18 protein-coding genes are annotated in these 20,452 nt (G+C 68.0%); 16 read left to right on the top strand and 2 right to left on the bottom strand.

Going from position 1 to position 20,452, the window contains the following annotated elements:
- A partial coding sequence (locus tag FB473_RS13515; RefSeq protein WP_208390798.1) for a hypothetical protein occupies nucleotides 1-469 on the top strand: 469 nt, incomplete at its 5' end.
- 18 nt (nucleotides 470-487) lie between these two features.
- On the opposite strand, the gene FB473_RS13520 is transcribed toward FB473_RS13515, so the two are convergent.
- Complete coding sequence (locus FB473_RS13520) at nucleotides 488-1,567, bottom strand: LacI family DNA-binding transcriptional regulator (protein WP_167169687.1); 1,080 nt, start codon at nucleotides 1,565-1,567, stop codon at nucleotides 488-490.
- Nucleotides 1,568-1,896: 329 nt separating this feature from the next.
- Here FB473_RS13520 and FB473_RS13525 point away from each other — a divergent pair, with 329 nt between their 5' ends.
- From FB473_RS13525 to FB473_RS13565, 9 genes are all read left to right on the top strand, one after another.
- Complete coding sequence (locus FB473_RS13525; RefSeq protein ID WP_167169691.1) at nucleotides 1,897-3,462, top strand: ABC transporter substrate-binding protein; 1,566 nt, start codon at nucleotides 1,897-1,899, stop codon at nucleotides 3,460-3,462.
- 94 nt (nucleotides 3,463-3,556) lie between these two features.
- Complete coding sequence (locus tag FB473_RS13530; protein ID WP_167169694.1) at nucleotides 3,557-4,507, top strand: ABC transporter permease; 951 nt, start codon at nucleotides 3,557-3,559, stop codon at nucleotides 4,505-4,507.
- Complete coding sequence (locus tag FB473_RS13535) at nucleotides 4,504-5,424, top strand: ABC transporter permease subunit (protein WP_167169697.1); 921 nt, start codon at nucleotides 4,504-4,506, stop codon at nucleotides 5,422-5,424. Before FB473_RS13530 ends, FB473_RS13535 begins: the two co-directional genes overlap by 4 nt.
- Nucleotides 5,421-6,269, top strand: a complete 849-nt coding sequence (locus FB473_RS13540; protein WP_167169700.1) for a sugar phosphate isomerase/epimerase family protein — start codon at nucleotides 5,421-5,423, stop codon at nucleotides 6,267-6,269. Before FB473_RS13535 ends, FB473_RS13540 begins: the two co-directional genes overlap by 4 nt.
- The gene (locus tag FB473_RS13545) at nucleotides 6,253-7,944 is read left to right on the top strand and encodes an ABC transporter ATP-binding protein (protein ID WP_167169705.1); all 1,692 of its coding nucleotides are present in this window, start codon (nucleotides 6,253-6,255) and stop codon (nucleotides 7,942-7,944) included. Before FB473_RS13540 ends, FB473_RS13545 begins: the two co-directional genes overlap by 17 nt.
- A 103-nt stretch (nucleotides 7,945-8,047) precedes the next feature.
- Nucleotides 8,048-9,067: an SIS domain-containing protein gene (locus FB473_RS13550; protein WP_167169708.1), complete on the top strand. Its 1,020-nt coding sequence runs from the start codon at nucleotides 8,048-8,050 to the stop codon at nucleotides 9,065-9,067.
- Nucleotide 9,068: 1 nt separating this feature from the next.
- The gene (locus FB473_RS13555; RefSeq protein WP_167169711.1) at nucleotides 9,069-9,920 is read left to right on the top strand and encodes a PfkB family carbohydrate kinase; all 852 of its coding nucleotides are present in this window, start codon (nucleotides 9,069-9,071) and stop codon (nucleotides 9,918-9,920) included.
- Nucleotides 9,917-12,019, top strand: coding sequence for a hydantoinase/oxoprolinase family protein (locus FB473_RS13560; RefSeq protein WP_167169714.1), 2,103 nt, complete (start codon nucleotides 9,917-9,919; stop codon nucleotides 12,017-12,019). Before FB473_RS13555 ends, FB473_RS13560 begins: the two co-directional genes overlap by 4 nt.
- A complete protein-coding gene (locus FB473_RS13565) occupies nucleotides 12,009-13,679 on the top strand; it encodes a hydantoinase B/oxoprolinase family protein (protein WP_167169718.1) in 1,671 nt (556 codons plus the stop codon). Before FB473_RS13560 ends, FB473_RS13565 begins: the two co-directional genes overlap by 11 nt.
- Nucleotides 13,680-13,956: 277 nt before the next feature.
- Here FB473_RS13565 and FB473_RS13570 read toward each other — a convergent pair whose 3' ends face one another.
- Nucleotides 13,957-16,302: a transketolase-like TK C-terminal-containing protein gene (locus tag FB473_RS13570; RefSeq protein WP_167169721.1), complete on the bottom strand. Its 2,346-nt coding sequence runs from the start codon at nucleotides 16,300-16,302 to the stop codon at nucleotides 13,957-13,959.
- Nucleotides 16,303-16,488: 186 nt separating this feature from the next.
- On the opposite strand from FB473_RS13570, the gene FB473_RS13575 reads away from it, so the two are divergent.
- From FB473_RS13575 to FB473_RS13600, 6 genes are all read left to right on the top strand, one after another.
- On the top strand, nucleotides 16,489-17,055 hold the full coding sequence (locus FB473_RS13575; protein WP_167169724.1) for a YceI family protein: 567 nt from the start codon (nucleotides 16,489-16,491) through the stop codon (nucleotides 17,053-17,055).
- A gap of 143 nt (nucleotides 17,056-17,198) precedes the next feature.
- Nucleotides 17,199-17,549 carry a metallopeptidase family protein gene (locus FB473_RS13580; protein ID WP_167169727.1) on the top strand — a complete coding sequence of 117 codons (351 nt, stop codon included), beginning with the start codon at nucleotides 17,199-17,201 and terminating at the stop codon, nucleotides 17,547-17,549.
- A 90-nt stretch (nucleotides 17,550-17,639) separates the two neighbouring features.
- Nucleotides 17,640-18,365: a glycosyltransferase family 2 protein gene (locus FB473_RS13585; protein WP_208390799.1), complete on the top strand. Its 726-nt coding sequence runs from the start codon at nucleotides 17,640-17,642 to the stop codon at nucleotides 18,363-18,365.
- Entirely contained in the window at nucleotides 18,362-18,790 is a 429-nt protein-coding gene (locus tag FB473_RS13590; protein WP_167169730.1) for a DUF2304 domain-containing protein, read from the top strand. Before FB473_RS13585 ends, FB473_RS13590 begins: the two co-directional genes overlap by 4 nt.
- A gap of 65 nt (nucleotides 18,791-18,855) precedes the next feature.
- Nucleotides 18,856-19,434, top strand: coding sequence for a type IV toxin-antitoxin system AbiEi family antitoxin domain-containing protein (locus FB473_RS13595; RefSeq protein WP_167169733.1), 579 nt, complete (start codon nucleotides 18,856-18,858; stop codon nucleotides 19,432-19,434).
- Entirely contained in the window at nucleotides 19,421-20,374 is a 954-nt protein-coding gene (locus FB473_RS13600) for a nucleotidyl transferase AbiEii/AbiGii toxin family protein (protein WP_208390800.1), read from the top strand. Before FB473_RS13595 ends, FB473_RS13600 begins: the two co-directional genes overlap by 14 nt.
- The last annotated feature ends 78 nt before the right edge of the window (nucleotides 20,375-20,452 follow it).

Consider the following 20,452-nt stretch of genomic DNA (forward strand, 5'->3'; position numbering starts at 1 on the left):
CGAGAACGATCGGCGCTTGTCCCAGGCACGAGCCGGCGCGAACGCCGTGGGCGAGCTGAGGCTCGTCCGCAAGGAGCAACTGGACGACGCGTCCGGCTACCACGCCATGGTCGAGCGAGTCGTCGACGAGTTCCTCGGGTGGCAGAGCGAGGATCGCGACTGGCTGGTGATCGAACAGGAGATCCGGCTGCTGGCGATGCGGGACGAGGAGTTCGGACGCTACCTGCTGGGCTACCACGGGGTCGTCTGTGAGGGCCTCCAGCGCATCCTCACCGAAGCGCTGGGGCGGAACGGTCTGCGCTTCACGATCGACGACACGAGCGCGGTGCGCATTGCCCTGGCCGTGTACACCGAATCGAACGTCCAGCGGGCCATGGGCGCCGCCGAGGAGGACATCCGGCTGCGCGACAAGCTCGTGTTCCTGATCGAGGCGATCACGGAACCCGTGTCGCCCGGGCGGGTGGAGTAGCCGGGGTCGGCGTCCGCCTCACTGCCCTCGGGGTCCGGTGGACCCGCGGGGCACCAGCCGTGCCGGAAGCTGGAGATCGGTGACGACGGCGTCGTGGTCGCGAATCAGCCCGAGGAGCAGTTCGGTGGCGGCCACGCCCAGCGCGTGGGTCGGCTGGTCGACGACGGTGATCGGCGGCGATACGACGGTCGTCCAGTTCTGATCGTCGAAGCCCACGAACGAGAAGCGCTCGGGCAGGCGGATCCCGCGTTCGGCGACGGCCTGGAAGGCGCCGTAGGTCAGGACCGCGTCGGTGCAGTACACGGCTGTGAAGTCGAGTCCTTCGTCGAGCGCTCGGCCGAACACCTTCGAGGCGGATGTCGCGGAGTACTCGGCGTGGATCACGAGGGAGTCGTCCACCACCAGTCCGCGCTCCTCGAAGGCCCGGGCGAAACCGATCTGGCGTTGCTGGGACGGTCTCAAGGCCGTGTCGTCGGCTCCGGACGCGATGAGGTCCGCCGTCTGGACGCGGGCGGGGGCCTCGGTGATCAGTGCCACCCGCCGGTGTCCGAGATCCAGCAGGTGGCCGGCTGCGAGCCGGGACGCGCCCACGTGGTCGAGGCTGACCAGAGGCACGTGACCGAGCGCGGGCGTGCGCCGGTCGAGGAGGACGACCGGCGACCCCTCGGCCACCAGTCGCTCGATGGCACGCGGGTGTTCCTGGAAGACCGGGGCGATCACGAACCCGTCGACCCGCTTCTCCGCGAGCACCTCGATCGACCGCTCCTCGACCGCGGCGTCGTTGTCGGTGTTGGTGAGCAGCACCTCGAAACCGTTGGCGCGGGCGGCATCGATGAGGCCCCGCATCACCGCGGAGAAATACGGGCTGGCAATGTCGGGTATCACGGCGGCGATCGTCATGCTGGCCCCCGATGCCATCGCCTTGGCAAGGGCGTTCGGGCGATATCCGAGTTTCTCGGCTGCGGTCAGAACTCTGCGCCGCGCCTCCTGGCTGGCCGATCCTCGTGAGGCCAGGACCCGCGCGGCGGTCGACTTCGAGACCCCGGCCTCGCGGGCTATGTCGACCACCGTGATCGAGTGGCGTCGGGAGTGCGGCAAAGAGGTGGTCCTTCCTCGGGGCCAGGACGGTGACGAGCGACAGCGTAGCGGCGAAGCCAGTGCTCCCCGGCCGTGGTTTGTTACGACTGCGTCAATTCTGCCAGACGCCATTGACACCGTTCCCAGGATGGTGAAGATTTGCTGCATCCCCAATGTGGGATCGTTCCCAAAGCAGCTTGGTAGCACGACCGGAACGGACGAGGACTCACAGCGGTGTCACCATTCCAGGGTGTGGTGCACCGCCGGTTCGCCGCCCGCCTCCGGTCAGGTGCGGGTCGCCGGATGGCGGCACGTCCCGCGACGAGGCTGCCAACCGAAGGAGAGAACTGATGCGGAGAGAACATGCGCCCTCGGCGCTGCGTGGTGCGCTGCACCGCGTGGTGGCGGTGGGCCTCGCGCTCGCGCTGAGCGCCGGTGCCGTCGCCTGTAGCGCGAACACGGGAGAAGACAGCACGACCGTCCTGACCTACGGTCTCGACAGTGACGTGCCCAACCTGCAGACCCTCAAGAACCAGGGCAGCGCGTCCATGATCCTCAACAGCGTGCTGCACCGTGGCCTGGTGCAGTACGACGCGGACGGAAACATCGTCCCTGCGCTGGCGGCCGAGGTATCGGACGTCGACAAGCAGGAATACACCTTCGTCCTTCACGAGGGGCTGACCTTCCACGACGGCAGCGCCCTCACCAGCGAGGACGTCAAGGCTTCGCTCGAAGCCATGGCTGATGCCGACAACGTCGCCAAGATGTACCCGGCCGCCAAGAACATCGTCAGTATCGACACCCCCGACGACCTCACCACGATCGTGAAGCTGTCGGCTCCCGATGCGGCGTTCCTGTCCTACATGGCCGACGTCTCCGGGGCGATCCTGCCCTCCGAGAGCATCGGTCAGGAGGACCCGACGTACGTCGGCGCCGGCCCCTACAAGTTCGTCAGCTACGAGAACGGCTCGGAGTTCGTCGTCGAGAAGTTCGACGACTACTACGAAGAGGACAAGCCGTCGATCGACCGGATCGAGTTCAAGATCCTGTCCGACCAGTCCGCGCGCGACAGCGCCCTGCTGAGCGGAAGCGTGGACGCGGTCTCGTTCGTCGGCTGGAACAACTACGACCAGGTCTCGGCGAACAGCAACCTCGTGCTGGACGAGACCGAGGGCCCGTTCATGTACCTGCTGTTCAACACCACGTCGGACAGCCCGTTCTCCAACCCGCTGGTGCGCCAGGCCGTCGCCTACGCGGTCGATCGCCAGGCCGTCGTCGACTCCGCTCTTGCGGGACGCGGCGAGCCGCTGTCGGGCATGCCGATCCCGGAGAGCAGCGAGTACTACAACGAGGAACAGGCCAACTACTACACGCAGGACCTCGACAAGGCCAAGGAACTGCTGGCCGAGGCCGGCTACCCGAACGGTTTCACCGCGACGATGCTGTCCTCCTCGCAGTACGACTTCCATCAGAACACCGCGATCTCGGTGCAGGCCGACCTCAAGAAGATCGGGATCGAACTCGAGATGGTCATGCCCGACTGGCCCACGCGTCTGGAGATCGGCGCCGCCGGTGACTACGACATCGCCGTCTACGGCACTGTCGGGATCACCAACGACCCGTCGTTCCTCGATCAGCTGCTGACCCCGGCGGGTTCGCAGAACGCCCCGTTCGGTTACGACGACCCGACGGTGAACGACCTGCTCACCCGTGGACGGGCCGCGACCGACGAGACGGAGCGCAAGGCGATCTACGACGAGCTGGGCGCCTACGTCCTGGAGAACGCCCCGATCGTCGGGCTGGCCTGGCGGTCGCAGGCCTACGGTTATGACAAGAAGGTGTCCGGGTTCAGCAACATCCCGGGATTCCTCACCTTCGACTCCGGTTACACACTCGCGGACGCGACCATCGGTTGATCGTCCGAGCGCTGCGCGGTGGGGCACTCCCGTCGTCCCACCGCGCAGCGTCTATGTGACGGGTATCAGACGCAGGAGCAGGACAGGATCGATCATGGTTCTCACCATCGCGAAACGGCTGGCAGCGGGCGTGGGTCTGCTGTTCGTGGTCGCGACCCTCATTTTCATCGCGCTGCACCTCGTTCCGGGTGATCCGGCGCGGACGATCCTCACGGGCACGGGGGCCGTCCCGACCGACGCGGCCGTGGAGAACCTGCGCGAGCAACTCGGCCTGAACCTCCCGCTCGGCCAGCAGTACCTGCGCTACCTGCACGAACTGGTGACCGGGTCGCTGGGCACCTCGCTCAACGACAATCGTCCGGTCATCGAACTGATCGGCGAAAGACTCCCGCGCACCCTCCAGCTCATCGGCTCCACGACGGTGGTCTCGGTGATCGTCGGTGTGACCATCGGTGCACTCGCGGCACGGCGCGGGGGTCTCATCGATCGTATCGTCATGGTGCTGACCTCCTTCGCCGTGGCTGTCCCGGCATACGTCGCCGCCGTGCTGTTGGTCTATTTCGTCGGGGTGAAGCTGCAGTGGCTGCCCAGCGGCGGCTACGTCGACCCGGCGGTCGACGTAGGACGTCACCTGCGGGCGCTCGTGCTCCCGACGATCTCGTTGTCGCTGGGATTCTCCGGCATCGTGGCGCGCATGACCCGATCGGCCGTGCTCAACGTCGGCAACCAGGACTGGGTGCGCACGGCGCTGTCCGTCGGGCTGACCCGGGGGCAGGTCTTCCGCCGTCACGTGCTACGCAACTCGCTGAGCCCCGTGGTGACGGTCACCAGCCTGCAGATGGGTGGTCTGCTGGGCGGCACGGTGATCATCGAGCGGGTGTTCAGCTGGCCCGGCTTGTCGGGCCTGCTCATCGACGGCGTCACCAGCCGTAACTATCCGGTGGTGCAGGGCATCGTGATCCTCATCGCCGCTCTGTTCATCCTGCTCAACATCGTGGTCGACATCGTGTACGGCCTGCTCGATCCACGAGGGAGGTCGAAGTGAAGCAAGGGTTGCGCGCGTTCTGGCGCGAGTTCCGGTCACCCGGCACCGCGGCCGCGGGGATCTTCCTGGCGCTGCTGATCCTGATGGCGATCTTCGCAGGCCTGGTGGCGCCCTACGATCCCGTCGCGCAGAGCGACGTCCGGCTGGCCCCTCCCGGATCGGGGCACCTGCTGGGCACCGACCAGTTCGGCAGGGACATCCTGTCGCGGCTCCTCATCGGCGGCCGGGTCGACCTGACGGTGTCGTTCGGGGCGTCCCTGCTGGCCATGTGCATCGGCGTATTGCTGGGGCTCGCGGGCGGGACGGCCCGCAGCTTTCTCGGAGGGCTTGCCATGCGGGCGGTCGAGGTGGTGCTGGCGTTCCCGCCGATCGTGCTGGCGCTGCTCGTCGTCACGCTGTTCGGGCAGGGCGAGCTGACCCTCGTGGTCACGATGGGCGTCCTGTTCGCCCCCGCCTTCGCGCGCATCGTCTACGGCGAGGTGCTCACGGTGAGGTCGCTGGAGTACGTGCAGGCCAGCACGGCGATCGGGACGCCGAGGTCGCGGATCGTCTTCGGCGTGATCCTCCCGGCCGTCTACCCGCCGATCCTCGTCCAGCTGTCGCTCACGCTCGCCTCGGCGATGCTGCTGTCGTCCGGCCTGAGCTACCTGGGGCTGGGAACCGTGCCACCCACACCCTCGTGGGGCGGCATGATCGCCGAAGGACAAGCGCTGATGATGACCTCCCCGCTCCTGCTCCTGGTGAGCAGCGGCGTCGTCGTGGCCACCATCCTGTCCTTCTCCGTGCTGGCGGACGCCTTGGAGAAGGCCCTCGACCCGAGGCGCCGGAAGAGCCGGGTGGAGCTCACCCCGGCCACCGTCACCCCGACGTTCGGGGGACCGTCCGAGCCGGATCCATCAACGCAGGGGGCAGCATGAAATACGGTGCGCATTCGCAGATGTTCGTGGACGACATCGCCGAGGACCCGGCAGGGGTCTTCCGGCTGGTGGCGAGCTACGGGCTGGACGCGGTGGAGGTGCACGTAGCTCGTGCCGAGGACTTCCCGGCCGATGCGGTGGCCGAGGCGGCCGCCGAGACGGGTCTCGACGTCGTCCTCGGGACGGCGCTCGGCGCGGACCGTTCGACCATCTCGGACGATCCCGAGGTGCGCGCACGTGGGATCGCACATCTCGAGGGTTGCATCCGGATCGCCGAGAAGGTGGGTGCGCGGAAGATCGCCGGCGGTATCCACTCGGCCAACGGTGTGTTCGTGGGTCGTGGACGTACCGACGAGGAGTGGAACCGCTCGATCGAGGCCCTGAGGACCGTGGCGCCGAAGGCGGAGGCGGCCGGTGTGCTGCTCACCGTCGAACCGGTCAGCCGCTACTCCGGGTACTTCCTCAACACCGCCGCCGACGCGATCGCGCTGGTGGAGGCCGTCGGTTCGTCCAGCGTCAAGGTGCAGTTGGACACCTACCACATGAACATCGAGGAGGCCGATCCGGCCGCGGCGATCAGGGCGACCGGGGGCCTGCTCGGTCATTTTCACGCCGTGGAGAACAACAGAGGCGTCCCCGGCACCGGGCAGGTGCCCTGGGCGGCCGTGTTCGCGGCGCTCGCCGACATCGGCTACGACGACCTGATGGTGTACGAACACTTCCCACTCGACCTGCCGAGGATGGCGGTGCGGACGCACACGTGGCGGCACCTGGCGACCTCGCGCGAGGTCTGCATCGACGGCACGGCGAACCTGAAGGCGGTGGCGAATGGCTCCGGAGAGTGACGGACCGCTGCTGCGGGTCGCGGGGCTGACAGTAGGCTTCGGCGAGCCCTCCGCCCCGGTGGTCGACGATCTGCACTTCGACGTGACCACGGGTGAGACGGTCGCGCTGGTCGGGGAATCCGGCTCCGGCAAGACCATGACCGCGATGTCGGTGCTCGGTCTGCTGCCCCCGACGGCCACGGTCACCGGTTCTGTGCGGTTGGCCGGCAAGGAGGTCATCGGTGCACCGGAGGACCAGCTGAGGGCGATCCGCGGGCGGAGCGCCGCGATGATCTTCCAGGAGCCGATGACGGCCTTCAACCCCGTCTACACCGTCGGCAGGCAGATCGTCGACGCCCTGCGGGCCAGGGAGCGCATCTCGCGGGCCGAGGCCATGAACCGTGCCGTCGACCTGCTGCGGCGGGTCGGGATCCCCGAGCCGGAGCGGCGGGCGAAGAGCTATCCGCACGAACTGTCGGGCGGGCAGCGGCAGCGGGCGATGATCGCCCTGGCGATCTCGGGGAACCCGTCCCTGTTGATCGCCGATGAGCCCACCACCGCCCTCGACGTCACGGTCCAGGCGGAGATCCTCGCGCTGATGAAGGGTCTTCAGCGCGATCTCGGCATGGCGATCCTGCTGATCACCCACGACATGGGAGTGGTCGCCGAGATGGCCGACCGCGTCGTGGTGATGAAGGACGGGATCGGCGTCGAGCAGGCCGATGTCTTCGAGCTGTTCGAAGCGCCCCGGAACGACTACACCCGCGCCCTGCTGGAGGCCGTTCCGCGACCGGGTGTGGGTGGCAGGCTGCACCGCCTGTCGGTCGGCGAGCCCGCACGCGCCGAGGGTGAGGACGAGTCGCCGGCCCTCGAGGTCTCCCACCTCAGCGTCCGTTATCCGGGCAAGTTCCTCTCGCCGGGCTTCCTGGCCGTCAACGATGTGTCGCTGACGATCCCCCGCGGGCAGGTGCTGGGCCTGGTGGGTGAGTCGGGATCGGGGAAGTCGACGATCGGCAAGACGATCGCCGGGCTGCTGCGTCCCGAATCGGGAACCGTCACCGTGGCGGGCAAGGACGCCCTGGTCTCCAGCGAGAGCAGGCTGCGGGAGATCCGCCGGAACTACGGCATGGTCTTCCAGGATCCGGCGTCCTCGCTCAATCCCCGCAACTCCATCGGGCAGAGCATCGCCGAGCCGTTGCTGGTGCACGCCAGGTCGCTGACCGCGTCCCAACGGCAGGCCAGGGTCAACGAACTCCTCGAACAGGTGGAGTTGCCGGTCGCCTGGCACGTCCGGTTCCCGCACGAGCTGTCCGGGGGCCAGCGCCAGCGGGTCGGCATCGCGCGGGCGCTGGCCGCCAACCCGCACCTGTTGATCGCGGACGAGCCGACGAGCGCCCTCGACGTGTCGGTGCAGGCCGCCGTCCTGGAACTGTTCCAGCGTCTTCAGCGCGACCTGGGCTTCTCCTGTCTGTTCATCAGCCACGACCTGGCCGTCGTGGAGATCCTGGCCGACCGCGTGGCGGTGCTGGCCGACGGCGCGCTGGTGGAGGAGGGCGACGCGGAGCAGGTGCTGCGCTCGCCGGTCACCGATTACACCAAGAGGCTCATCGCTGCGGCACCCGTGCCCGATCCCCGAGTCCAACGGGCTCGGGCCGCGGCCCGGATCGAGACGGAGGCCGCAGCTCTCACGTCCTGATACAACCATTGGGATCGTTCCCAAACGCTGGTCGAACCAGTATTGTTGGGAACGGTCTCACACCCCAGTCGACACCATCTCCCGAAAGGCACAAGGCAGCATCATGACCGATCTGATCGAAGTCCCTGACGACTTCGAAGCTTCGATCCAGCACGCCCTCGACCAGGACGACGCCGCTCGCGCGATCGTGGCCACCGCATTGGACAAGGGCCTGGAGCGGGTCTACCTCGTGGGCTGTGGTGGTTCGCACTTCGGCACCTACCCCGCGTTCGACCTCCTCGACCGGAACACCACGGCATTCGCGACCCAGCGGATCTCCAGCGCCGAACTCACCTCCCGCGCACCCGCCGGCCTGAACGAGCACGCGTTGGTGATCGCCGCCTCGCATTCGGGCAATACCCCGGAGACTGCGGACGCGGCGGAGTTCGCCCGTACGCGGGGCGCGACCGTGGTGGCCATCGCTCGCGAGGGCGACTCGCGGCTGGCCCGTGCCGGGCACGTCCACCTGGACTATCCGAACACCATCACCATCACCGAGCCCAAGCTCGTCCACAACGAGCAGTTGGCGCTGGCCCTGCTCGAGGGAGTCGGCGCCGGTGAGAAGGCCGCCCTCCTGCGTCCGAGCCTCGCGGCGCTGCCCGCGGCGCTGCGCGCGGTGAAGGACGAGATCGCCGCAACCGGTGAACGGGTGGCCGACGTGGTGGCCGACGCCCCGCTCAGCTACATCGTGGCGGGTGGAGCCGCCTACGGCATGGCCAAGATGATGGCCTGGTGCTACTTCCAGGAGATGCAGTGGATGAACGCCGCGGCCATCAACGGCGGTGACTTCTTCCACGGCCCGCTGGAGATGATCGGCCCCGACACCCCGCTGGTGGTGCTCCAGGCCGAGGACGACGCACGTGCGCTGGGCGAACGTGTCGTCCGTTTCGGGGAGCAGTACACGTCCCAGTTGGCGGTGATCGACACCGCCGGCCTCACGCTGCCCGGCATCGACCCGCAGGCGCGGCCCGATCTCAGCGTGCTCGCGCTCATGAGCGCGGAGCGCCGGGTGCTCGATCATGTGGCGGCCCGGCGTGGCCACGACACATCCGTTCGCCGTTACATGTACAAGGTTCAGTATTGAGATGAGGTTGTTGGGAGCAGGCGACAATGTCGTTGATCGCTATCGAAGCCTCGGGCGATACTTCCCGGGCGGCAACGCGGTCAACGTGGCGGTCTTCGCCGCCCGGCAGGGCGCGGCGAGCGCCTACCTGGGTGTGGTCGGGGACGACGAGGCCGGCAAGCACGTTCTGGCCGCACTGGATGCCGAGCGGGTGGACACGAGCCATGTGCGGGTTGTCCACGGGCCGAACGCCACGGCCGATGTCGACCTGGTCGGCAACGATCGGGTCTTCGTGGGTTCCGACCGTGGCGTGGCGATGTTCACCCCGGATGCCCGGCAGCTCGACGTCATGGCCGGATATGACGTGGTCCATTGCGGCTACGCCTCCGCGATGCTGGCCAGCGTCCCCGACCTCGTTCAGCACACCAAGGTCTCCTATGATTTCGCCAACCGGTTCGTGGCCGATGACATCGTCCGCCACGCCGGTGGCCTGTATCTCGCGGCTTTCTCGGCGGGGCACCTGCCTTCCGACGAGGCCCTGCGGCTGGTTGAGCGTGCCACGGCAGCCGGCGCTCGCTACGTTCTCGCCACCCGGGGCGCCGCCGGCGCCTATCTCGCCGGGCCGCACGGCGTGACGTTCGCCGCTGCGGAACCGATCAAGGCCGTCGACACCCTGGGTGCCGGTGACGCGTTCATCGCCACCGTGCTCGTTCGCCTGTTCGCGGGCGATCCACCCGGGGTCGCGACGACCGCCGCGAGCCACGTCGCGGCCCAGGTCTGCCTCGACTACGGTGCCTTCGGCCACGGTGCCGCCTATTCTCCGGACGACGCGACGACCACATCCGTCTCCACTACGAAAGGAGCAGCCTCATGAGCCTGCGCATCGGCGTGGACACGGGGGGAACCTTCACCGACGTGTGCGCCTTCGATGAGCAGACCGGGCGTCTGCACGTCCGCAAGGTCTCCAGCACGCCCGCCGACCCCGGCATGGCCATCCTCCAGGGGGTGGCCGAGATCCTCGACCAGATCGGGGACCGCCGGATCGGTGAGGTCTCCTACTTCGCCCACGGCACCACGGTCGGCACGAACGCGCTGCTCACCGGCGGAGGCGTGCGCACCGGCCTGATCACCACTCGCGGCTTCCGCGACCTGCTCGAACTCGGGCGGGGCCGTCGTCCCTCCATGTACGACATCCAGGTCGACAAGCCCGAGCCCTTCGTCCCCCGGCATCTGCGCCTGGAGGTCACCGAGCGCGTCCGGCACACCGGGGCGATCGAGACCCCGCTGGACGAGAACGACGTCCGCGTGGCCGTGCGCGCTCTGAAGGACGCGGGCGTCGAGTCCGTGGCCGTCTGCCTGCTGTACAGCTACCTCGTGGACGACCACGAGAAGCGCATCGCCGAGATCATCGCCGAGGAGTTCGGGGATGCCTATGTGTCACTGTCGAGCGAGGTGCTGCCGGAGTTCCGGGAGTACGAGCGGCTGTCCACGGTGGTCACGAACGCCTACGTCGGCCCCGTCGTCTTCCGCTACCTCGTGCGGCTGCGCGAGAAGCTCGCCGAAGCGGGGCTCAAGGCGGTGCCGCACGTCACGCAGAGCAACGGTGGTGTCATCCCGTTCCAGACCGCGGAGCAGATGCCCGTGCGGCTGATCCTGTCCGGCCCGAGCACCGGCGTGGTGGGGGCGGCGCAGATCTGCCAGGCGGCGGGCTTCGGCGACATCATCACCTTCGACATGGGTGGCACCAGTTCGGACGTCTCGCTCGTCCAGGACGGCAAGCCCAAGGTCACCTCGGGCATGGAACTCGACAACCGCCCGATCCGTTCCCCGATGCTCGACATCCACACCGTGGGCGCCGGCGGCGGCTCGCTGGGGTGGATCGACAGCGGCGGCCATCTGCGCGTCGGCCCGCAGAGCGCCGGAGCCATGCCCGGCCCGGCCTGCTACGGCAACGGCGGCGAGGCCACCGTGACCGATGCGAACGTGGTGCTGCGGATGCTCAACCCGGAATACCTGCTCAACGGGCAGATGAAGATCGACCGGGAGCTCTCGGTGGCGGCCGTCGACAGGCTCGGCGGGCAGCTCGGCCTCAGCGCCGAACAGGCCGCGCTGGGCATCCTGCGCGTGGTCACGGCAAACATGGCCCGCGCGATCCGGGTGGTCTCGGTGCAGCGCGGTTACGACCCCCGCGACTACGCCCTGGTGCCGTTCGGCGGGGCGGGCCCGCTGCACGCGTCCCGGCTCGCCCGTGAACTCGGCATGACCACCGTCGTCGTGCCGGAGATCCCGGGTGCGCAGTCGGCGCTCGGCCTGCTGATGACCGACGTGAAGACCGACTTCATGAAGACCCAGATCGTCGGGCTGGACGCCGCGCACGTGTCCGAGATCGAGGCCGCCTTCGCGGTGCTCGACGAGCAGGCCGCGGAGTGGTTCGCCGAGGAAGGCGTCTCGTCCGAGGGACGCTCGGCCGTTCGCCGCATCGAGCTGCGCTACGCCGGGCAGAACTTCGAACTCCCGGTCGAACTGCCGGAGGGTCTGCTGGTGCCCGTCGAGCTCCCGTCCGGCCTGGAACTGTCGGACGAGGCGATCGGCTGGATCACCGAGGCGTTCCACGTCGCGCACGAGCGCGTCTACGGCTATCGCTCCCCCGAGTCGCCGATCGAGGCGGTCACCTTCCGCCTGGAGGCCCACGGAACGGCCCCGCAGGTCGGCCTGCACACGTACGAGGCCGCCGGTCCCGACGCGAGTTCGGCGGTCATCGGGACGCGCGAGACATGTTTCGACGCCGATGCCGGCTATCAGCGGATCGACGTCTACGACCGGGCGCTGCTGCGTCCGGGGAACACGATCAGCGGGCCCGCGATCGTGGAACAGATGGACACCACCACCGTCCTGCTGCCCGGCGACACCCTGGTGGTGGACGAGTGGAAGAACCTGATCATCCGGATCGAGGACGGTATCAATGAGCTCTGACAACGCAGAGGCCCGGCAGGTGGCCCAGGATCCCGTCCTCGTCGAGGTCATCGGCTCAGCGCTGTCGACCATCGTCGAGGAGATGAGCGAGACCCTGGTCAAGGCCGCGTTCTCGCCCAACATCAAGGAGCGGCGCGACTGCACGGCGAGCCTCTTCGACGCCGCCGGCCAGGCGATCGCCCAGGACGAGGGCGGATCCCCGCTCCACCTGGGGTCGCTGATGGGCATCGTCGGGGCGATCCGCAGCCGGTTCGGCGAGGCCGACATCCGGCCCGGCGACGTCTTCATCGGCAACGATCCCTACTCCGGCGGCGGTTCGCACCTGCCCGACATCGTCCTGGCCTCCCCGATCTTCGTCGAGGGCGAACTCACGGCCTGGGCGGCCGCCCTGGCCCACCACGCGGACTTCGGCGACCGGGGCCACGCCCACATCTACCAGGAGGCCATCCGCATCCCACCCGTGCACCTCGTGCGGGAAGGCGTCATGCAGGACGAACTGCTCGCCCTGATCCTGCTGAACTGCCAGATCCCCGAGGAGCGGAAGGCCGATCTCCGCGCCCAGCAGGCCGCACTGCGGGTGGCCATCACCCGCTACACCGAGCTGTGCGGGCGGTACGGGGCCGACCGGATGCGGGCCGTCGGGCAGGAACTGCTCGACTACACCGAGCGACGCACCCGCGCGGCGATCGCCGCGTTCCCCGACGGTGAGTACACCTTCAGCGACAAGTTCGACTGCCCCGAGCTGGACGACGAGCTGACGCTGCGGGTGCGCATCGTGGTGGACGGCGACGAGATGCTGTTCGACTTCGCCGGAAACCCACCGCAGGTGCGCGCGAGCGTCAACGTGGTCTGGTCGGGTCTGTATGCGGCCGTCTACTACACGGTGAAGACGATGATCGACCCCGACATCAACCCGAACGCGGGGTTGTACCGGCCGATCCGCATCGAGGCGCCGAAGGGCTCGATCCTCAACAGCGTCGAGCCCGCTGCCGTGAACGGCCGTAGTGAGACCTGCCAGCGGGTGGTCGACCTGATCACCGGCGCGCTGGCGCCCGCGGTGCCCGAGCGGGTGACGGCGGCGTCCAACGGCGCCAACACGGGCGTCCACTTCTCGGGGCACGACTCGGCACGCGACCGCGACTTCGTCTACCTGGAGACCATCGGGGGAGGCTCCGGTGCCCGGTTCGACAAGGATGGGCTCGACGGCGTCCAGGTGCACATGACGAACACCTCGAACCTGCCGGTCGAGAGCCTTGAGGCCGAGTATCCCCTTGTCGTGGAGGCATACGAGTTGCTGGACGACTCGGGTGGCATCGGCGAGCACCGGGGTGGCCTCGGAATCCGCAGGAAGGTGCGGGTGGAGGCCGACGACGTGCACTTCTGGCTCGACACCAGTCGGCTGCGCTCGCGGCCCTGGGGACTGTTCGGCGGCGGGGAAGGCGACTCGGCACGCTGTGTGCTCAGCGAGGACGCCCGGCCGATCGACCACGGGTACACCGTGTTGCAGCCCGGGCAGACCGCCTCGATCGAGACGGCCGGGGCCGGTGGCTACGGTTCCCCGGCGAAGCGCCCGCCCGAGTCGGTCGACCAGGACCTGCGCGAGGGCAGGATCTCGGCCGAGACCGCCGAGCAGTACCGGGAACTCCGCGAGAAGGGCTGAGCGCTCAGCGGTCGTTTCGACAGGCTCAACGATCGTTTCGACGGGCTCAACGGGCGTTTCGACGGGCGTTTCGACAAGCTCAACGGGCGTTTCGACAGGCTCAACGGGCGTTTCGACAGGCTCAACGGGCGTTTCGGCGGGTGGCGGCGATCGTTTCGACAGGCTCAACGAGCGTCTCGCTCCCGGTCCTTGAGCTTGTCGAAAGGACCTCGACATGGGTGAGCCCGGCGAACTCCTCGGGTCTCGGTCCTTGAGCTTGTCGAAAGGACCGAGACCCTCACAGCCCCATGACGCCCAGGGCCGCATTGACGACGGATCCCGCGTCGAGGCGATGGGCGGCGTAGAGGTCGGCGACGGCCCCGGACTGGCCGAACGCGTCCACACCGAGGCTCGCCGAACAGACGCCGAGTGCTCCTCCCAGCCAGGCGAGATGGTGGCTGGACGCGTCCTGCACCGTGACGATCGGCGCGCGGTGCGGGAAGCAGGCCCGCAGGACGCCCGGCAGGTCGGGCACGCGCGCCGAGCCGATGCCGTCCTCCACGCCGCGGCGCCACGCCCGGTAGAGGCGGCCCGGGCTGGTGATGTCGACGACGTCGACCGCCACGCCCTCGTCCGACAATTCGTCGGCGGCGGCGAGCACCTCGGGCATCACCGCGCCGGTGGCGGCCAGCGTGACGCGCGGCCGTGGCGCGTCGTCCTCGTCGGCGGCACGCAGCCGGTAGGCGCCCTGGAGCACCTGTGAACGCAGCGACGCCTCGCCGATGCGGGCGAGGGCGTCGGCGAACGGCTGCTGGGGGATCGTCCGCGTGCTGAGCCGGAAATACCCCACCTCGGGGTGGACGCCGTCGGCGGCGGCGACCCGCGCCAGCGCGTCGCACAGCGTCCAGTCGAGTGCCTGCACGTAGGCGGGTTCGTGGTAGGTGACCCCCGGGAGCTCCGTGCCGATCGAGGCGGTGACGGTCGACTGGTGCGACCCGCCTTCCGGAGCGAGGGTGACGCCCGAGGGTGTGCCGGCGAACACGAAGCCCGCGCCCGTGTAGGCGGCGTAGATGAGCGCGTCGAGGCCGCGGCAGACGAACGGGTCGTAGAGCGTCCCGACGGGCAGCAGCCGTTGGCCCGAGAAGGCCTCGGCACTCCCGAGCTGGCCCAGCAGGCTGAACATGTTCATCTCGGAGATCCCGAGTTCGATGTGCTGGCCGGTGGGGGTCTCGCGCCAGCGCAGCATCGGGTCGTCCGACCAGGTGCGGCGCTCGTGCTCGGCAAAGATGCCCGTGCGATTGATCCAGCCCGCGAGGTTGGTCGAGGTGGCGACGTCCGGCGAGGTGGTCACGAGGTAGGGGCGGACGCGTTCGTCGCGTGACAGGTCGACCAGGATGCGCCCGAACCCTTCCTGGGTGCTGATCGGCCGCGCGACATGGGGAGACGTCGTGACCGGGACGACCGGCCGGGGCCCGGAGGGACGCGGGGAACGTCGCAGGTGGGCGGCGCGCTCGGCCAGGAGGCGCCCCTCGGGCGAGTCGGGCGCGAAGCGGTCCCATTCGGTGTCGGCCGTGAGGCCGATGCGGTCGCGGAGCTGCTCGACCTGTTCGGTGGTCAGGACGGCCGCGTGGTTGCGGGCCTGGCCCTGGATCGGCAGCCCCCATCCCTTGTGGGTGTAGGCGAACACGACCGTCGGCCGCGTCGGGTCCGCGTCCGACTGCCTCAGGGCGTCGAGGACGCTGGCCAGGTCGTGACCGCCGAGGTCGGTCACGAGGCCCGCGACGGTCTGGTCGTCCAGGTCGTGCAACAAGGCGTCTACCTCGCCGGGTGCGCCTGCCAGGAAGCGGTCGCGCAGGTCGCCGGGTGCCAGGCCGAACAGCGACTGGTAGCGCTCGTTGGGCATGGCGTCGATCCACTCGAGCAGGGCGCCGCCGTCGTTGTCGTCCACGAAACGGCGGAGGCGGTGCCCGTACTTGACCTCGATCGCCTGCCAGCCGTGGGCGGCGAAGGCGGCGTGCCAAGGGCTGATCCGCACGTCGGGGACGATCCGGTCGAGCGACTGGCGGTTGAAGTCGACCAGCCAGGTCACCTGGCCCAGAGCGGTGGTGGCAGGGTCGTGCACGGCCTCCCAGACGTTGCCCTCGTCCAACTCGGCGTCCCCCAGGACGGCGACGAACCGCGACCGGGGACGCTCGCCGAAGTGCGCGTTCACGTAGTCACGGGTCGTGGCGGCGAAGATCGTCGCCGTGGGGCCGAGCCCCACCGATCCCGTCGAGAAGTCGACCCGATCGGGGTCCTTGGTGCGCGACGGGTACGCCTGGAGCCCGCCGAACCGGCGCAGCGCCGTCAGCTGCGAGGCGTCCAGCGTGCCCATGAGGTAGTTCAGGGCATGCAGCACAGGGCTGCTATGCGGCTTGACGGCGACGAGGTCGTCCGCGTCGAGGTGGTGCAGGTACAGCGCGGTCATCAGCGTCACCATCGATGCGCACGACGCCTGGTGACCGCCTACTTTCAGCCCGTCGGGATTGGGCCGGCGGTGGTTGGCCACCTCGATCATGTTGGTCGCGAGCCACAGCACCCGCTGCTGGATGTCGTCCAGAACCTCGAGATCGGCCGATGTGTCCGACGCCTTGTAGCCCGACATGTCCACCTCCGTTGGCGCGCGGTCGAAGCTGCCAACAATCTAGCCCGTGACGTGGTGCGACGAGATGCCGCCCCGGTCGGGAGATAGTTCCTGAGAACTCCCGGAATAGTTGACGTCTCAATCAAGTTGAGGTGGGTGTGAACGCCCGGATCCTCCGTTGGCGTGACGACCCAAGGAGCAACGGAAATGACTGAGATCGCAACCGAGAACCTCAACGAAGCCCTCACCGGCGAGTGGACCATCGACGCGGCCCACACCCGTATCGGCTTCTCCGCGCGCCATGCCATGGTGACCAAGGTGCGCGGCACCTTCAAGGAGTTCGAAGGCACCGCCCATATCGATGCCGTCAACCCCGCCAACTCGCACGTGGAGGTCACGATCCAGGCGTCGTCCATCGACACCGGCAACGAGGTCCGTGACAACCACATCCGCACCAACGACTTCCTCGAGATCGAGGCATACCCCACCATCACCTTCACGTCCACCAAGGTGGAGCGCCTGGACGAGGACACCGTCCGCATCACCGGCGACCTGACCATCAAGGCCACCACGCGTGAGGTCAGCCTCGACTTCGCCATCGGCGGCGTGGCCAAGGATCCCTTCGGCAACACGCGCGCCGGGTTCGAGGGCACCACCTCGATCAACCGTCAGGACTACGGCGTGGCCTTCAACGCGGCCCTGGAGACCGGCGGCGTCCTCGTGTCCGACAAGGTCGGCATCGACATCGAGGTCTCCGTCGTCAAGGCGCAGTAACCCGAACGCCTACCCCAACGGTCGCGGCTCGTCCCGACCGTCTCGGCCGGCAGCCGATCCCCGCGAATGGCGGGTCGGCTGCCGTCCTCATGTCCGGACGTGTTCCCGGTCCGGGGGACGGGGAGGCGTCCTACACTGCCTTCATGGCGATCGAGGTCGGTGATCAGGAGTTCGACGCGTGCGTCGACGAGGCACTCGACTCGATTCCCGACGAACTTGCCGAACTCATCGACAACTGTGTCGTCCTCGTCGAGGAAGAGCCCCCACCGGGCGAGGATCTGTTCGGCTACTACGACGGGGTTCCGCTGACCGAGCGCGGTGGCGACTACACCGGCGTGCTGCCCGACCGGATCCTCATCTTCCGGGGCCCGCACAGGCGCGAGTGCGGCACGTTGGACGAGTTGGTGGACGAGATCCACATCACGGTCGTCCACGAGATCGCTCACCATTTCGGCATCGACGACGAGGCCCTGCACGATCTCGGTTATGACTGACCTTCCACCGCTACGGCAAGGGATGATGTAGGCGGCGTGAGGCCCCGCTATTCTGATCTGGGTGCCCGTTCGGGCTCGATCGGAGGTGACATGCCCAGGACGCTGCTGATCATGCCGGCGTGGAACGAGGAAGAGGTCATCGCCGGGACGATCGCGGAGGTCAAGGCCGTGCTTCCCGACATGGACCTGCTGGTGGTCAACGACGGCTCCACCGACGGCACCGTCAGGGTGGCCGAGGCAGCGGGTGCGCGCGTCCTCAGCCTGCCGTTCAACCTGGGCGTCGGCGGAGCGATGCGCGCGGGGTACACCTACGCGGCACGATTCGGCTACGAGCGGGCTATCCAGTTGGACGCGGACGGCCAGCACGACCCGCGGAATGTGCCCAAGGTGCTCGCCGGCCTCGAGAACGCGAACATCTCGATCGGCTCCCGGTTCGCGGGCAGTGGCGACTACGAGGTGCGCGGTCCCCGGAAGTGGGCCATGCAGGTGCTGTCGCGAATCGTGTCGTCCCTGGCCAGGACGCGACTCACCGATATCACCAGCGGTTTCCGCGCGGCCGACCGGGTGGCCATCACCCAGTACGTCAAGCACTACCCGGTCGAATACCTGGGCGACACGATCGACTCCCTGGTCGTCGCCATCCGCTCGGGGCTGACAGTGACGCAGGTTCCCGTCGAGATGCGCCCGCGACAGGCCGGGACGCCCTCGAACAACCCCTTCAAGGCGGCGCTCTACCTCGTCCGGTCGATGTTCGCGCTGTTCGTCGCGCTCACCCGGCGTCCCGTCAGACGTGCACGTCCGGGGGCGAAGGCATGAGGGCGACCATCTTCTTCCTGGTGGTGGCCGTCGTCACCCTGGTCTTCCTGTTCAACCTGGTGCGCTCGCGCCGGTTGCGCGAGAAGTACGTCGCTCTGTGGATGGTCACGGCCGTTGTCATCATCGTGCTGGCCCTGTTCCCCGACCTGCTCGGCTGGCTGGCGAGCCTGGCAGGCATCGCGGTGCCGTCCAACCTGCTGTTCGCCCTGGCCATCCTTCTGCTGTTCGGGGTGTCGTTGCAGCTGTCGCTGGAGATCAGCCGGGCCGAGGACAAGACGCGCGTCCTGGCCGAGAACGTCGCGATCCTGAACCTCCAGCTGCGGGAACTGCGGGGCCAGGGCCCGAAGCAACCGTCGCCGTTGCCCGCCGACGACCAGACCCCCGACGCGGTGCCGGAGCCGGATCGCTCCGAGCGGCTGCCGTAGCCTCGAAGCGCCGAAGTGCGCTTGTGCTGCCTGCGAAAAGGTTACCTTTTTGGTAAGGTTTTTGCATGAACGCCGAGGTGGTGACATACCTGGACCGATTGCGCGAGATCGCCTTGGATCAGCACGGGTACGTGACCTCCGCACAGGCGCTTGTGGAGGATGTGCCCCGCGCGGAGCTGTCGAAGATGGTCAGTCGCGGTCGGTTGGACCGCGTGGCCCATGGGGTCTACCAGGTTCCGCAGGTCACAGGGTCTCGGTTCGCCCCATACATGTTGGCCGTGTTGTGGACAGGTGCGCCCGAGGCGTGCCTGTCACACGAGACCGCCCTTCAGGCCTGGGATATCAGCGACATAAACCCTGACCGCATCCACGTTGCGGTCGCCAAGAGACGGCGCATCAAACGGCAGGGCGGTGACGGATACGTGATCCACCACTGCGATCTCGCGCCGGAACAGGTGACATGGTGGGAGCGGATCCCGATCACGGACGTACCCACGACCATCTGCCAGTGCATCGACTGGGGCGTGCCCACCTATCTGATCAAGCAGGCGCTGGAGCGAGCCGGACGCACGAGCCTGTTACACGCGGACGAGCGGAGACACCTTGCCTCACGATTGGATGACCGCGACTATGGCAGACGATGAACGCCCGCTCAACCTGTCAGCGGCGCTGAGCAGCCTGCCGCCCAAGACAAGAGCCCCGAACTCGGCGAGAGTGCTGGATGCCTGGATCACGCAGGCGGAGACCAAACTTGGCAGCACACGAGGGCGTCTGGGCTGGCTCGTCGCCTCGACCGTCGTGACCTCAGCATTGCAACAGGCTGTGGATGATCAGGGACACCCGTTGTTCCTGCTCAAAGGCGGAACACTTCTTCAGCATCGTCTGCCGGGTTCGAGAGCGACGACCGATCTCGACGGATTGGCGCGTGGCAGCATCGAGTCCTTCCTGGATGCATTCGACGAGGTGTCGCGCCACCCGTGGGGACCGTTAACGCTGAGACGCGACCCGGTCGAGATCATCGATGTACCGGGCAAACTCGTCAAGCCCCGTCGGTTCGATGTGGTCGTCATGTTCAACGGTGTGACGTGGCGCCGCATCCAGGTCGAGGTGTCTCCTGACGAGGGCAGCGCAGGCATTGTCGGTGAGAGTGTGCCCGCGCCGGCGTTGGGAGCTGTCGGGTTACCAGCTCCTGACCATCTGGTGGGTTTGGCGATGCGTTACCAGATCGCACAGAAGGTTCATGCAGCGACGGATCCGCACATGCCCCCCGAGTACGTCAACGACCGGGCCCGCGACGCGGTCGACCTGCTTCTGCTGCGCGACCTCGCCAACGAGAGCGGGCACCCTTCGATGGCAGGTATCAGGGCTGCGATCGAAGATATTTTCGGCGTACGTGCTGCGGAGGCTGCGGCAACGGGGTGCCTGTCGCGCAGCTGGCCCGCCAGGCTCGTCGCCTACGCGCACTGGCACACTTCGTACCGGAGGGCTGCAGAATCGGCAGGCGTCACGCTCACTCTCGAAGAGGCCGTCGCTGAAGTGAACCTCTGGCTTGACAGTGTTGACCGGGCAATGGATGACTGCTGAGATCGGCGATCCGAAGCTTCGGCTGAACTAGTTGCCGGAGCCGGATCGCTCCGAGCGGCTGCCGTAGCCTCGAAGCGC

This window comes from Brooklawnia cerclae (assembly GCF_011758645.1).
Lineage (GTDB): Bacteria > Actinomycetota > Actinomycetes > Propionibacteriales > Propionibacteriaceae > Brooklawnia > Brooklawnia cerclae.